The 14,081-nt window shown below is 60.9% G+C and carries 12 protein-coding genes; 5 read left to right on the top strand and 7 right to left on the bottom strand.

From position 1 onward, the window contains the following. Positions 1–11: 11 nt before the first annotated feature. A complete protein-coding gene (gene uxaC, locus BCM02_RS30800; protein ID WP_148932972.1) occupies positions 12–1,421 on the bottom strand; it encodes a glucuronate isomerase in 1,410 nt (469 codons plus the stop codon). A gap of 227 nt (positions 1,422–1,648) precedes the next feature. Next, on the bottom strand, positions 1,649–2,944 hold the full coding sequence (locus BCM02_RS30795) for a Gfo/Idh/MocA family oxidoreductase (RefSeq protein WP_148932971.1): 1,296 nt from the start codon (positions 2,942–2,944) through the stop codon (positions 1,649–1,651). Positions 2,945–3,276: 332 nt separating this feature from the next. Between BCM02_RS30795 and BCM02_RS30790 the strand changes: the two genes are divergently transcribed. The 3 genes from BCM02_RS30790 to BCM02_RS30780 all read left to right on the top strand — a co-directional run bounded on the left by BCM02_RS30790 (position 3,277) and on the right by BCM02_RS30780 (position 5,266). Then, the gene (locus BCM02_RS30790; RefSeq protein ID WP_148932970.1) at positions 3,277–4,158 is read left to right on the top strand and encodes an AraC family transcriptional regulator; all 882 of its coding nucleotides are present in this window, start codon (positions 3,277–3,279) and stop codon (positions 4,156–4,158) included. Between the two features lie 49 nt (positions 4,159–4,207). Further along, positions 4,208–4,609: a hypothetical protein gene (locus BCM02_RS30785; protein ID WP_148932969.1), complete on the top strand. Its 402-nt coding sequence runs from the start codon at positions 4,208–4,210 to the stop codon at positions 4,607–4,609. Between the two features lie 108 nt (positions 4,610–4,717). Next, on the top strand, positions 4,718–5,266 hold the full coding sequence (locus BCM02_RS30780) for a hypothetical protein (protein WP_148932968.1): 549 nt from the start codon (positions 4,718–4,720) through the stop codon (positions 5,264–5,266). A gap of 84 nt (positions 5,267–5,350) precedes the next feature. Here the strand turns inward: BCM02_RS30780 and BCM02_RS30775 are convergent, their stop codons facing one another. Continuing rightward, positions 5,351–6,577, bottom strand: coding sequence for a multidrug effflux MFS transporter (locus BCM02_RS30775; RefSeq protein WP_148932967.1), 1,227 nt, complete (start codon positions 6,575–6,577; stop codon positions 5,351–5,353). A 19-nt stretch (positions 6,578–6,596) separates the two neighbouring features. After that, on the bottom strand, positions 6,597–7,043 hold the full coding sequence (locus BCM02_RS30770; protein WP_187434498.1) for a MarR family winged helix-turn-helix transcriptional regulator: 447 nt from the start codon (positions 7,041–7,043) through the stop codon (positions 6,597–6,599). A 261-nt stretch (positions 7,044–7,304) separates the two neighbouring features. Between BCM02_RS30770 and BCM02_RS30765 the strand changes: the two genes are divergently transcribed. Together BCM02_RS30765 and BCM02_RS35520 are read left to right on the top strand one after the other, a co-directional pair. Further along, the gene (locus BCM02_RS30765; protein ID WP_148932965.1) at positions 7,305–7,952 is read left to right on the top strand and encodes a fumarylacetoacetate hydrolase family protein; all 648 of its coding nucleotides are present in this window, start codon (positions 7,305–7,307) and stop codon (positions 7,950–7,952) included. Positions 7,953–8,028: 76 nt separating this feature from the next. Continuing rightward, positions 8,029–8,199 carry a hypothetical protein gene (locus tag BCM02_RS35520; protein WP_187434497.1) on the top strand — a complete coding sequence of 57 codons (171 nt, stop codon included), beginning with the start codon at positions 8,029–8,031 and terminating at the stop codon, positions 8,197–8,199. A gap of 222 nt (positions 8,200–8,421) precedes the next feature. Here BCM02_RS35520 and BCM02_RS30760 read toward each other — a convergent pair whose 3' ends face one another. From BCM02_RS30760 to BCM02_RS30750, 3 genes are all read right to left on the bottom strand, one after another. Next, positions 8,422–10,347 (bottom strand): YhgE/Pip domain-containing protein, encoded by a 1,926-nt coding sequence (locus BCM02_RS30760; RefSeq protein WP_246183629.1) that lies wholly within the window; start codon positions 10,345–10,347, stop codon positions 8,422–8,424. A 216-nt stretch (positions 10,348–10,563) separates the two neighbouring features. After that, positions 10,564–12,741, bottom strand: a complete 2,178-nt coding sequence (locus BCM02_RS30755) for a YhgE/Pip family protein (RefSeq protein ID WP_148932963.1) — start codon at positions 12,739–12,741, stop codon at positions 10,564–10,566. 178 nt (positions 12,742–12,919) lie between these two features. Continuing rightward, entirely contained in the window at positions 12,920–13,501 is a 582-nt protein-coding gene (locus BCM02_RS30750) for a TetR/AcrR family transcriptional regulator (RefSeq protein ID WP_148932962.1), read from the bottom strand. Positions 13,502–14,081 lie beyond the last annotated feature (580 nt).

Genomic DNA, 14,081 nt, shown 5'->3' with positions numbered 1-14,081 from the left:
CGTTTACTCGCCTATCCGAACTCGAAATACCGCTTCGCGTTGCCGTAGCAGATGTCTTCGACCATCCCGCCCAGCAGCTCCATATCGTGCGGCGCTTCGCCGCGCGCCACCCATTCGCCGAGCATGTTGCACAAGATGCGGCGGAAGTACTCGTGGCGGGTGTAGGAGAGGAAGCTGCGGGAATCGGTCAACATCCCGACGAAACGGCTCAGCAGCCCGTAATTCGCGAGCGCGTTCATTTGGGCGAGCATGCCGTCCTTCGTATCGTTGAACCACCAAGCCGCGCCGAGCTGGATTTTGCCCGGAATGCCGTCGCCCTGGAAGCTGCCCATGAGCGTTCCGAGGACGTCGTAATCGTTCGGATTGAGCGAGTACAGAATCGTCCGCGGCAGTCCGCCTTCCGAATCGAGACGGTCCAGCAGGCGCGACAACGGGTAGGCGACCTCGCCCTCGTTCACGGAATCGAAGCCGGTATCCGGTCCCAGCTTGGCGAACATTCGGCTGCTGCCGTTGCGCGCCGCGTGAATGTGCAGCTGCATCGCCCAGCCGAGCTCCCGGTAGAGATTGCCGAGGAACAGCAGCGTGAAGGTTTTATACTTCTTCTCTTCTTCGAGCGTGACCGACTCTCCTGCCGCCGCCCGCGCGAAAATGGCAGCCGCTTCCGCCTTGGTCGTCTCCGCGTACGGCACGTAATCGAGCGCATGATCGGAGACGCGGCAGCCTTGCTCGTCGAAGAAACGCGCGCGCCCTTCGAGCGCCGCGAGCAAGCCGTCGTAATCGCCAATCGGCGCGCCATGAACCGCCGCCAGCTTATCGAGCCACGGCAGGAACGTCGCGCGGCGAATCTCCAGCGCCTTGTCCGGACGGAAGGACGGCAGCACGCGGCAGTCGAAGCCTTCGATCTCGCGAATGCCGATATGGTATTCCAGCGTATCCGCCGGATCGTCCGTCGTGCAGATGACCTCCACTTTGTTGGCCGCAATCAAGTCCCGCACGCGGAACGCGTCCGTCGCCAGCTTGGCATTCGCTTGCTCCCAAATCGCGGGCGCGTTCTTCTCGTTGATCAGCTCGGTGATGCCGAAGTAGCGGGCCAGCTCGAGATGCGACCAATGGTAGAGCGGATTGCCCAGCGTCGCCGGCACCGTTTTGGCCCAGGCCAGAAACCGATCGTAGTCGGAGACGCCTTCGCCGCCGGTCACGAGCTGCTCGGGCACGCCGTTCGCGCGCAGCGCCCGCCACTTATAGTGGTCGCCGTACAGCCAGATGGCCGTCAAATTGGCGAACTGCTTATTCTCGTAGATTTCCTTCGGATCCAGATGGCAGTGGTAATCGATAATCGGCAGTTTCGCCGCGTGCTCATGGTACAGCTGCTCGGCTACGGCATTCGTCAACAGAAATTGGTCGTCCAGAAAAGGTTTCAACGGATACGCCTCCTTCATTTTTCGGGGAAATGGGGAAAACGCGCGCGGGCGACGCCATTTAAAAAATGGAGACAGTCCGACGCGCGGGTGTTTGATTGGCGATGCTGCGACACTCGGATTTGCGCTTTAAGGGATGAGCGTGAATCCATTCCTGCGAAGGCAGCAACGGTTACCGCCTATCGTACTGCGGCCGCGATCCAAGCAAGCCGACCGCGACGGACGGCCGGTTACCCGCGGAACTTCACGAGCGAGTCGACCTTCACCGGAAGCCCGGTGCGAATCGACTGGTTGGCCGCGATGCCGGTCAGGATCGATTTGGCCCCGTCGACATGGTTGGCCGCGCGGCGGAAGCGATCCTCGGCCGGCACGCCGAAAATATCGTTCAGCAGCACCGGGTCGCCGCCGCCGTGGCCGCCCGCGCCCTCCTCGACCTGCACCTCGTACGGCGCGCCGAACATCGGGAAGACAGTGATTTGCTGCCCCTTGATCGCGCCTTCCAGCGCCTTGTCGCCGCCGGAGTTGACGTAGGATTGTTCAACGACGTTCATCTCGATCCGTCCCTTCGTGCCGTTGAACGCGATCCGGTAGCCCTCCCAAGGCAAGTAGGCGTTCAGCGAGTAGGTCAGAATCGCCTTGTTCTTGTAACGAACCATGACGCCCATCGTATCCTCGATGTTGATGCCGTCGCCGAACACGCTTTGGTCGCGGCGGTATCCGTCCTCTGGCTCGGCGTCCAGGTACATCCTCTTCAGGTGCGGATTGCCGTCCAGCTGCAGTGCGAACGGGTCGCCTTCGGCGTTCGGGTTGCCCGTCGCCCGGTCGTAGAACTTCGTCACGCCCCGAGCTTCCGCGTTCTCCTTGCCGTAGAACAACAGGTCGCCGAACGCGAACACCGTATCGGGCTCCGAGCCGATCCAGAAGTTGACGAGGTCGAAATGGTGCGTCGACTTATGGACGAGCAAGCCGCCGCTGTTGCGTTTGTCCCGGTGCCATCTGCGGAAGTAGTCCGCGCCGTGCTGGGTGTTGAGCAGCCATTCGAAGTGAACGCTCGTTACTTGCCCGATCGCGCCGTCCTCGATAAGCTCCCGCGCCTTCGTGTGATGCGGCGCATAGCGGTAGTTGAAGGTGACGCGCACATGGCGGCCGGTCCGCTCCACCGCGTCCAGAATGTCCTGGCATTTGTCCGCGTCGACGGTCATCGGCTTCTCCGTGATGACGTCGCAGCCGAGCTCCATCGCCCGGATAATGTACGTATGATGCGTGCGGTCCACGCTCGTCACGATGACCGCGTCCGGCCCCTCGGCGGCGATCATCTCGTCGAATTGCTCCGGCTTGTACGTGCGCACCGTCTCGTAGTCGTAGCGCTCGGCCAGCAGCTTGTTCGCATAGTCCATCCGCGTCTGGTTCGAGTCGCAGAACGCGAGCAGCTCGCTCGTCTCCCGGAAGTCTCTCGCGATCGCCCCGTAGAAAAATTCCGCCCGCCCGCCGCTGCCGACGAGCACGTATTTCTTTTTGACCGTCATGTCCTTCATCCTTTACGTTAAAATTGTGCGTTCAAAAAGTCGACAGTTCAGCACCGAGAAGGTTGCGAGAAGGCGAAGAAGGAGGAGCTGAGTTTAGGTCAACCTAAATGAGCACCGGACTTCAAGCCTGAACGCAAGATTCGACGCCGAGTTACGCCTTGTTCTGCTTCGTGATCAATTGGCGACCGCTTGAACGTCGTGGAATCGCTTTCCCTTTTCCTTAAGGATAGGGCAACATACAATCTTTTTCTCTTCATTTCCTGCTCAATTCATCCCCAACCCCGCTAATCTTGCTATAATAAGGACAATCATCGGCCAGGAGGCGGTCCACCATGGCATACGCCAAACCGGAACAGCTGGATTACGGCGCGCCGGCGGGCAAGTCCATCTATATGGAATATATTCGGCGGACGGAGCCGTTCAGCATGGACAGCCAGCATTGGCATCCGTATTACGAAATTTATTTGCTGCTCGAAGGCAGGCGCACCTACTTCATCAAGGACGCCGCCCATCCCGTTGAGGCCGGGGATCTGATCTTGATCGGCAAGCACGAGCTGCACAAATCGATCCAGTCCGGCACGGGCCCGCATGCCCGCCTCGTGATGCATTTCGACGAACCGATGCTGCAGGCGCTGCCCGAGGCGGACGCCGAGCTGCTGCGCAGCCCGTTCGCCCTCGCCACGCCGCTCGTGCGCCTGCCGGCGGACGAGCAGCGCATCGTCCGGGGCCATGCCGCGCGGATCGTGCAGGAGCTGCGGGATCGGGCGCCGGGATGCGAGTTGTATCTTCGCCATGCGCTGATCGATCTGCTGCTGCTGTGCGCCCGGTACGCCGCGGACCACCCGCAAGCGGCGGATGCCGCGCCTCCGGTCACGCCGATGCACGGCAAGGTGTCGGAGATCGTCCGCCACTTGAACGATCATTACGCCGCGCCGGTGCATATCCACGAGCTCGCCGCGCGCTTTTATATCAGCCCCTACTATCTCAGCCGGATGTTCAAGGAGATCACGGGGTTTACGATTATCGACTACGTCAATCTGACGCGGCTGAAGGAAGCGCAGCGGCTGCTCCGGGACACCCCGCTCAAGATTACCGATATCGCCGGCCAGGTCGGATTCGGCAACTTCTCGCACTTTGGCAAAATGTTCAAGGCTGTGACGCGGATGTCCGCAAGGGATTACCGAAGGTTGCATCAAGGGGGAGACGAGGAGTAGCGGGGTTATTGGGCGGCCATCCGATAAATAGCTGTGCGAGGTGATGCAAATGGAAGCCGAGGACGGAGGCGCCAGAACCTACATTTGGTGCTTGGTCGGAAATATTTTGAGCGAAGGAACCTACCTTGATCGCGGCAGCGAAATTTTCTTCAGCGGCACCAGGCAGTTCAGGCCGGGAACGAAAGTGTATTGCTCTCCCTTTATTTGGGGAGACGGGTATGAAAGAATCCGCGTGATCGGGAGGGCGAGCGATAACCAGAAATTCATCTCCGTCATCATGGATTCCCAATGGATCGCCAATTGGAGAAGACAGAAGGTTTATACGCCCTACATTCTCAGGCGAAACGAACAAGAGCGCGACTCCTGGGACGCTTCGGAGGAATCCGTTAGGATCATGGATGAAATGCTGACCTGGCTTCCGGAAAGATCGTTAATCAAGTTAACTAAGTAAGATCGGGTGGCACGGAAACACGACACCTTCGCGTATTTCCTTGTACAATGAAGCGAGGGTAGCCTATATATTGAAATGCGGGGGAACGAAATGATTAGAGGATACGAAATGCCCGACACGCTGCGGCGCTTGCATGAGCTCGACAAGACATTAATGGACCGACACGGTGCCGACTTCGATGAATTATTCGGAGCTTGTCTCTACTTTGCCGAAGATGACGACGTCACATACGATTGTACCCCCGAAGACGCCATCGTCTTCTTAGCGACGGGTGCCAACGGGGACCATTTTGCCTTTCTTACCGAAGGCGATACCGTAGATTCCTTAGAGAATGCCCCTGTCGTATTCATACAACCGATGGAATCCGACGACCCGATTAAACCGGTTGCGCGTAACATCAAAGAGTTCCTGGCGTTGTATGTTCAACTGAAAGAACTCTATCTGTTCGAGTGGCTGCCTAGCTACGAATCCGAAGAAGCGTTCCTAAGCGATTATGAAAATAGCTTCGCGGAGGCTCTTCGAGCAGACGAAGAGCGAACGGCTATCATCACAGCCGCCATTGAGCAAGCGATCGAGCTGCCGAAAATTGAACATGTATATGCCTATATCCAGGAGATGAAGCTTGCCTTCCAAAAAAGACAGCAAGCGTTGAAATGAAAAAAGCCAGCCGCTCCGTCGGGTTCCCCCGTCGGCTTGCAGCTGGCTTTCATTATTTATGCGGATTGCGGCCACGTGTCCGGGCTACTTCCGTCCGCCCCGGACGAGCGCGGCATAGCAGAGCACCGCGCACAGCTCGGCGATCGCGATGACGACGCCGAGCGGCAGCGCCGTGTGCTCGCCCGCGATGCCGACGAACGGCGCGGCGATGCCGCCGATGATGAAGGAGAGCAGGCCGAGCAGCGCCGACGCGCTGCCCGCGTTCTGGCCGTGCCGCTGCAGCGCGAGCGAGAAGCCCGCCGTTGAGACGACGCCGACGCTCGCCACGACAAGGAACAGCGGCGGCAGCACGACGGCGAGTCCTCCCTGCGCCGCCAGCGCCGGGAGCAGCGCGAGGCCGCCGGCCGCCGCGATCGCGATGCCCGCCCGCAGCAGCTTCGTCTCGCCGACTCGGCTCGCCAAGCGGCCCGTAATCTGAGTCGCGGCGATGATGCCGATTCCGTTCATCGCGAAGATCAGGCTGAACGTCTGCGGCGAGACGCCGTACACGTTCTGCAGCACGAACGAGGAGCCCGAAATATACGCAAACATCCCCGCCATGATGAATCCTTGCGTCAGCGCATAGCCCATGAACAGCCGGTCGCGCAGCAGCAAGCCGAACGTGCGCAGCGTGCCGCGGAGCCCGCCGGCCGATCGCCGGTCCGCCGGGAGCGTCTCGCCGAGCCCCGCGCTCGCCGCGATCAGCATGACCGCGCCGTAGCCGGCGAGCACGGCGAACACGGTCGGCCACTCGCCGAACCGCAGAATCTGCGCCCCGATAATCGGCGCGAGGATCGGCGCCGCCCCGTTCACGAGCATGAGCAGCGAGTAGAATTTGGTCAACTCCGTCCCGGAATAGATATCGCGCACCATCGCGCGGGAGATGACGATGCCCGCCGCGCCGGCAAGGCCCTGTATGAAGCGCAAGGCCAAGAAGAGCCCAATGTTGCCCGCGAAGACGCATAGTACGGACGAGACCGCGTAGACGACTAGGCCGATCAAGAGCGGCCCCCTTCTGCCGCGGACGTCGCTGAGCGGTCCGGCCAGCAGCTGGCCGAGCGACAGGCCGAGCATGCACGCGGTCAAGCTCAGCTGCGCCAGCGACGCGGTCGTCCGCAGATCATCCGCAAGCGCCGGCAGCGCCGGCAAATACATGTCGAGCGACAGCGGCCCAAAGGCGCTCAGGCTGCCCAGAATAATCGCCATCCAGAGCCGCTTGGACGCGCCGATCCGCCCCGGCCGCGGTTCGTTCGTTACGTTCGGTTGTGCCATAAGAAGTGTTTCGTCCCTTTCATGAATCGGATGATGGCGTCTGCTGGAGATGATGGCGAACCCGTTCGAGGAAGCGTCTTCCCGCTTCCAGTTCTTCCGGCGCGAAGCCTTCGGTCAGCAGGCGCGTCGTCCGCTCGGTCATCGCGAGCACCTGTTCCTCCAGCGCCCGCCCCTGCTCCGTCAGCCAGACCCGCTGCACGCGCCGGTCCGCTCGGTCCGACCGCCGAATGACGACCCCTTTGCCCTCGAGATTATCGATCATGCGGTTCACGTTCGTCTTGTCCTTGCGCAGCCGGAGCGCGATCTCGTGCTGCGGCAGCCCGTCTTCCCGATACAACAGCAGCAGAATGAGACTTTGCTCCGGCGCGAGGCCAAGCGGCGCCAACTGGCGCTTCACATAGCCCGAGATCGCCAGATCGACGTCGCGGATCAAGATCCCGATATGTTCGTCCAAATGGTGGTTCACGTTTCTTCTCCAATCCTCCAATTAGTTGCTATAACAACAGTTGATTATGTATACTATCACGCGTATTCGTCAGGCGTCAACAATATGGCTTGTGATAAACCGAGCCGAGTTGCACCTCTCGCTCCGGCTTCGCCCGAGCCCTTCTCGGCCATCATGCCGCGCCGAACTTGCGGGCCTGCGTCCGCCGGCGTGTATAATAAGGGAAGACTCGTCCGCTTCCGGCGGCACACCTTTATTGCAACGAAGGAGATGTTCCCGTATATGACCGATTATTCCGCAATCCGCAACATCTACTGCGTCGGCCGCAACTACGCGCTCCACGCGAAGGAGCTCGGCAATGACGTGCCCGGCGAGCCGATGATCTTCGGCAAGCCTACCCATGCGCTGAACCCGGCGGAGGGTACGCTCGTCCTGCCGGCCGGCATCGGCGAAATCCACCACGAAGTCGAGCTCGTCGTCCGCATCGCCTCGGACTACGCGCCGGGCAAGCCGCTCTCCGAGCTGATCGACGGCGTGGCGCTCGGCATCGACTGGACCGCCCGCGACGTGCAATCCGCGCTCAAGGAGAAACGTCATCCGTGGCTGCTTGCCAAAGGCTTCAAAGGCTCCGCCACGCTGTCGGCCTTCCGCCCGTTCGAGGGAGAACAATTCGCCTCGTTAACGTTCAGCCTCGTGAAGAACGGGGAGACGATCCAGCAGGGATCTCCCGCGGATATGATTTTCCCGCTCCGGCAGCTCGTCGACTTCATCGGTTCCCGCTTCGGCCTCGGCGCGGGCGATCTGATCTATACCGGCACGCCGGCCGGAGTCGGTCCCGTCGCGGACGGCGATACGCTCGAGATGAAGCTTGCGGCGCCTGGCCAAGCGGACGAAACATTCGGCCCGCTTCGCATCGCGTTGTCAGTTTAACCGAATGATCCTCTCGGTTATGTTCCGGCGAATTCTGGCAATAATAGGAACATTACCGGCAAAAGGAGGTATCGCGATGGATGCATCCATGAGCGCGAACGATGTGATTTCGCAAATTCGGCAGCTTAAGACGAGCGGACAGAATTTGAACAAGAAGAAAATGAAAACTTCGCATCCCGAGCTGATGCAGAACGCTCTATTCTACTTCCCGAGCTGGGAGCACGCGTTAACCAACGCGGACCAATAATTGTTCTCTATTCGCGCCGCCATTCGTTCCAGCGTTCGCACCCGCGCCCTGCCGCTCTCCCAAGCGGCGGGGCTTTCTTCATGCCTTCTATGTTGCCTACGGCTGCATGGCAAAGAGGTTAACGGCTTGAACGTTCAAGCGCGTTAACCTCTACGGAATGCCTTCTTGTTGCAATTCGCGATACGCCAACGCTCGCGGCAGCCCTTGCTTATGACAACCCGCTCACGCCTCTCGCGCTTTCATTCGTCTCTTCCGCCGCACGAACGCCGACAGCATAACGACCGTAATCGCCGCCGCGATCGCCCAGTAGACGAGCAGCAGCCAGACGTCCTGCCGCAGCAGCTCATAGTCGCCCGTCGAGAGAATGGAGCGGAATCCTTCGACCGTATAGGTGATCGGGAGAAACTTGTGGATCGTCTGCAAGCCGTCCGGCCCCAGCTCGACCGGGAACGTGCCGCTCGTCGCCGCCAGCTGCAGGACGAGCAGAATGATGGCGAAGAACCGCCCGACGTTGTCCCCGAGCGTGACCAGCAGCTGGATAATCGCCATGAAGACCAGGCTGACGAACAGCGTGTACAAGCCAAAATCGACGGTATCGAGCGGGTTCAGCCCGACGACGCCGGTCAGCACGAGCGAGACCAACAGCGCCTGCCCGATCGAGACGGCCGCCATGACCGAGTATTTGGACAGCCACCATAGAACCCCCGAAGGCGGCGGCGCGAAATTATGGCGCAGGGCGAAGACGGTCGTCAACAGCAGCGCGCCGACGTACAGGCTGATCGAGACGAAGAACGGCGCCATCCCGGTACCGTAGTTGGGCAGCGCGTTAATGTTGTCCTCCCGGACCCGGACCGGGTTGGCCATCATCTCGAACAGTCCCTGCGAGGAGTGGATGCTGTCCAGCTCGCTTGTTCCGTCTTTCAGCGCCGCGCTCAGCTCCCCGCTGCCGTCCACCAGCTTCTTCTCGCCCGCGGCCAATTCGTCGATGCCTTGAATAAGCGCCGTCCACGCCGTGCTTACCTTGTGTACCCCGGTATAAAGCGAAGCCGCCCCGGTGCTCAGCTGCGCGGCGCCCGTCGTCAATTGCTTCAGATTCGGCGCGAACGCGTTGACGCCGCCTAGCAGCTGGCCGTGTTTGGTTACAAGTTCGGCGACGCCCGCATTGAACGTCTTCACGGAAGCCTGTACCTGCGCGAGCCCCGCGGACACCTGCGCCCCGGCCGCCTTCAGCTGCTGATACGTTGCGTCCGCGGCCGCTTCCGGATGCTGGGCGGCGTACCCCCCGATCAGCTGATCGACGCCGGCTGCCCCTTTGGCCAGCGGATCAAGGCCCGCGGCCAGCTGCTTGCCGCCGGATTGCAGCTGCGCGAGCGCCGTATCGACCTGCTTCGTCCCCGTGCCGATCTGCGCATATGCCGCGTTCAGCTTCGAAGCGCCTTCCGCCAGCTTGGCCGCAGCCGTCTTCAGGCCGGCCGCGCCCTTGTCCAGCTGGGTGATCGACGCCTGGTTATTCTTGACCGTCGCGGCCAGCTTGGCGGTGCCGGAGGATAGCGTCTGCAAGCCCGCGTGCAGATCGCCCGCGCCCGTGCTCGCCTTCTGCATCCCGTCCTTCAGCTCGTCCAGGCTTTTGAAGATCGCCTCCGTATAGTTCAGCGTCAGCTTCTCCGCCAGCTGCTGCCGGATTTTCTCGATGCCGGACTGCCCGATTTTCGCGACGATGTAGTTTAAGCCTTCGTTCGATTTGATCGTAATCTCGAGCGGCGTCGGCTGCTGATCCATCAGCGTCGTCGCCCGCTTGGAGAAATCCGCCGGCACGACGATCGCGAAGTAGTATTCGTTCGCGACCAGCCCCCGGTCCGCTTCCTCCCGGCTGACGAAATGCCAATCGAAGGAGCGGTCGGCCTGAAACTCTTTCACCAAATCGCCGCCGATCGCATACGTCTCGCCCTCGAATTCGGCCGGCTGGTCCTCGTTCACGACGGCGACGGACAGCCGCTCCAGATGACCGTAAGGATCCCAGAACGCCCATAGGTAGATGCCGCTGTACAAGACCGGTATGCAAATGATGCCGATAAGCGATACGAGCATTTTGGGCGAGCGCACGAGCGACGCCCATTCCCCCGCGAACCAGCGCAGTCCTTTCTTCATCACCTTCACCCTTTCCTCCGCCGCGAGCGAACCAGCCGCCCGATTGGCAGTCCAAGAACAAGTTTCCATCGCTTGAGTATTATGCGTGTCCCGGCGGCCCGCTATGCGAATAGCGGCGCGTTTGCCGCTGGCGAGGATGGGCGATCCGATTGCGACAATATGGGCCGCACGCAAAAAAGACCGCTTCCCGGATGGAAACCGGGAAGCAGTCTTAGGTTACAGGCTTGCCGCCGTCTCGTTCATCGGCATGGCCGGCTTCCGCCGCATGAAATACGCGAACGTCAGCAGGACGAACACGACCGCGTAGACGGCCAGGTTGGCCAGCTGCTCCCACATGAGACTGAAATCGCCGCTGGCGATGACCGCCTTCAGGCCGATTATGCTGTGCGTCATCGGCAGCCACGGGTTCAGCGTCTGCATCCAACCCGGCAGCAGCTCGAGCGGGAACGTGCCCGCGCTCGACGTCAGCTGGAAGATCATCAGAATGATAACCAGGAACCGGCCCGGGTTATCCAGCCACGTGACGAACGACTGGATAATCATCGCGAACGCCAGGCTCGCCATGAACGCGAATAGGTAGAAGAGCGGCGCGCTCTGCACGTGAATGTCGAGCACGAACAGCACGACCGTGGCGACGATCGCCGACTGCGCGGCGCTCATGACGACGAAGGTGAGCGTCTTGCTCAGGAACAGGCCGAAGCGCGACGCGTTCGGCACGACGGAATCGCGCACCGAGAAGATCGTCGTGAAGACGAGGCCGCCCATGAACAGCGCCAAGGACAAGAAGTAAGGCGCGATGCCGATGCCGTACTTCTCGACCTTGCGGTCGTCGTTCTCCACGATCTTCACCGGATCGGAGAACATCGACACCGTCTCGTCGCCGGTCTTCACTTCGGCGGTCTTCGTCGCGGCGTCGGTCAGCTTGTCGGCCAGCTCGCCCGAGCCGTCGACGAGCTTCGCCGATCCGTCCTTCAGCTCGCCGGTGCCGCTGCCCAGCTCCTTGGTCCCTTCCGCCAGCGTGCCAACGCCGCCGGCCACCTTGCCCAGCCCTCTCTTCAGACTGGCAAGACCGCTCGTCAGATCGCCGGCGCCGTCCGCCAGCTTCCGTCCGCCCGCGGCCGCTTCACCCAGCTTGCCGGCGAACGCGTTCATGCCCGTCAGCAGCTGGTCCTGTCCGCTCGCGAGCTGCCGCGCCCCGCCAAGCAGCTGCTGCTGGCCAGCCTCGAGCTGTTGCGCGCCGCCGAGCAGCTGTCGCTGACCGGCTTCGAGCTGTGCCGCGCCCGCCGCCAGCTGCGACTGGCCGTCGCGCAAACTTGCGCTCCCTTGCGCGACCGCTTGGCTCGCGGCGAGCAGCTGATTAACCTGCGCATTAGCCGCCAGCTGCGGATTCGCCTTGAGCAGCTGCGCGAGACCGTCGGCTACCTGCTGGGCGCCGCCCGCCACCTGCTTGCTCGCTTCCGCTGCCGAGGCGAGACCGGAAGATAGCGTGGCCGCGCCTTCGGCCGACGATTGCAAGCCGGTCGTCAGCTTGCCGGCGCCTTCGGCCGACGACTGCAGCCCGGCCTCGAGCTTGCCCGCGCCATCGCGCGCCGCCTCGGCGCCCGCGGTGAGCTTGCCCTGCGCGTCCGACAACTGCGTCAGTCCGCTAGCCAAGCTGCTTGCGCCTTGCTTCAGCGTGCCTGCGCCGGTATGAAGTTTCGCCGCGCCGCCGGCCAGCGGACCTACGCCGTTCTTGAGCGACTGCGTGCCGTCGGCCAGCTTCGCCGCGCCTTCCTGCAGTTTGACCAAGCCGTCTTCGAGCTTCTTGGCTCCGTCCGCCAGCTTGGTCGCGCCGTCTCCGGCTTCGCCGAGTCCATCCGACACCTTGTCGATCTGCTCCAGCATGCCGCGCGTGTACGCTTCCGTAATTTGCGCGGACAGCTTCGCCCGCAGCTCTTTCACGGCGCTGTTGCCGATCTGACCGGCGATGTAATTGTATTGGCTGTTCGGCTCGAATATAATCTCGGCCTGCTGCGGCTTCTCGTCCATGACGGTCGCCGCCTTCTCCGAGAAATTCTCCGGCACGGTGATCGTAATGTAATACTTGTTGTGCGCCATCCCGTCCCGCGCGCCTTCCGCCGTGACAAACCGCCAGTCGAAATCCGGGTTCTTCTTCAGCTCCTCGACGAACTCCTTGCCGACATCCAGCTGCTCTTCCTCGTACGAAGCGCCTTTATCCAAATTCACGACCGCGACCGGCAGCTTCTCCAGGGACCCGTACGGGTCCCAAGAGCCTTTAATGAGGAAACCGCTGTACAGCATCGGAATGACCGCGACGCCGACGAAGGAGACAAGCACGAGCGGCTTCTTGAACACCGCCATCATGTCCTTGCCGAACACGCTGAGTGCTTTCATAACTTTCACACGTCCTTTTCGTATTACTGCTCGCTTTGTGGTGCCTGGAATGAATTTATGACTAAAATTGAATTTTGGTCATTTTGTATCATAAAAAAATCCCCATTCCGGAGAAATACAAGTCAGGGATAAGACGAAACTTACACCGCCTTGTATTTTAAGAGGATTTTGAGCTTTCTTAGCCGCCGCGCAGTCCGTCCGCGAAAAACAGCATCAGGTGATCCTGAATTTGCGTCTTGTTCAGCGGCGTCGCGTGGGTTTTGTTCCAATCGGTCGTGAGCGCCACGTACATCTTCAACATCGCGTAGGAGACGATCTCCGGATCGCACGGCTTGATCTCGCCGTTCGCCACGCCGGTCTCGATGTGCCGCTGCAAATATTCCAGCACGAGTCCCTCCAGCCGGTGCGTGCCGTCGAGCGCCTTCGCCGTGCCGATATCGCGCACCTCCTGCTGGAGCTTGATGAACAGCTCGTGGTCGGAGCGAAATTCGAGCAGCGCGCCCAGCACGCGGAACAGGTTGTCGAAGAACGGCTCGCCTTCGTGCAGTCCCTCGTCCAGCACGCTCTTCAGCTCGTGCAGCGCCTTGCGCACGATCTCGTCGAACAAGTCTTCCTTCGTCTTGAAAAACGTGTAGATCGTGCCCTTTCCCACGTTGGCGATCTTGGCGACCAGATCCATCGTCGTCGCCTTATAGCCAAATTGGGCAAAGGACTGCGTCGCCGCCTTCAAAATAAGCGCTCGTCTGTCGACCCCAGCCATCGAAGTTCCTCCTTCAGGTGCGCCAAATGCTGCATCCCCAATATCCGATTGGGCACGCAAACCAATTGGCCTTTCGCGCCAAATGCTGCATCCCCAATCTCCGATTGGGCACGCAAACCAATTGGCCTTTCGCGCCAAATGCTGCATCCCCAATCTCCGATCGGGCACGCAAACCAATTGGCCTTTCGCGCCAAATGCTGCATCCCCAATCTCCGATCGGGCACGCAAACCAATTGGCCTTTCGCGCCAAATGCTGCATCCCCAATCTCCGATCGGGCACGCAAACCAATTGGCCTTTCGCGCCAAATGCTGCATCCCCAATCTCCGATCGGGCACGCAAACCAATTGGCCTTTCGCGCCAAATGCTGCATCCTCAATCTCCGATTGGGCACGCAAACCAATTGGCCTTTCGCGCCAAATGCTGCATCCCCAATCTCCGATCGGGCACGCAAACCAATTGGCCTTTCGCGCCAAATGCTGCATCCCCAATCTCCGATCGGGCACGCAAACCAATTGGCCTTTCGCGCCAAATGCTGCATCCCCAATCTCCGATCGGGCACGCAAACCAATTGGCCTTTCG

Origin of the sequence: Paenibacillus methanolicus (assembly GCF_008124765.1) — a bacterium.
GTDB classification, from domain to species: domain Bacteria; phylum Bacillota; class Bacilli; order Paenibacillales; family Paenibacillaceae; genus Paenibacillus_Z; species Paenibacillus_Z methanolicus.
This window is presented reverse-complemented; position numbering and strand designations above follow the sequence as displayed.

Bases quoted from the DNA above. Each gene is read 5' to 3' on its own strand.
- BCM02_RS30795 (WP_148932971.1), bottom strand. From the start codon at position 2,944: ATGACGGTCAAAAAGAAATACGTGCTCGTCGGCAGCGGCGGGCGGGCG.
- BCM02_RS30790 (WP_148932970.1), top strand. From the start codon at position 3,277: ATGGCATACGCCAAACCGGAACAGCTGGATTACGGCGCGCCGGCGGGC.
- BCM02_RS30785 (WP_148932969.1), top strand. From the start codon at position 4,208: ATGGAAGCCGAGGACGGAGGCGCCAGAACCTACATTTGGTGCTTGGTC.
- BCM02_RS30780 (WP_148932968.1), top strand. From the start codon at position 4,718: ATGCCCGACACGCTGCGGCGCTTGCATGAGCTCGACAAGACATTAATG.
- BCM02_RS30775 (WP_148932967.1), bottom strand. From the start codon at position 6,577: ATGGCACAACCGAACGTAACGAACGAACCGCGGCCGGGGCGGATCGGC.
- BCM02_RS30765 (WP_148932965.1), top strand. From the start codon at position 7,305: ATGACCGATTATTCCGCAATCCGCAACATCTACTGCGTCGGCCGCAAC.
- BCM02_RS35520 (WP_187434497.1), top strand. From the start codon at position 8,029: ATGGATGCATCCATGAGCGCGAACGATGTGATTTCGCAAATTCGGCAG.
- BCM02_RS30760 (WP_246183629.1), bottom strand. From the start codon at position 10,347: ATGAAGAAAGGACTGCGCTGGTTCGCGGGGGAATGGGCGTCGCTCGTG.
- BCM02_RS30755 (WP_148932963.1), bottom strand. From the start codon at position 12,741: ATGAAAGCACTCAGCGTGTTCGGCAAGGACATGATGGCGGTGTTCAAG.
- BCM02_RS30750 (WP_148932962.1), bottom strand. From the start codon at position 13,501: ATGGCTGGGGTCGACAGACGAGCGCTTATTTTGAAGGCGGCGACGCAG.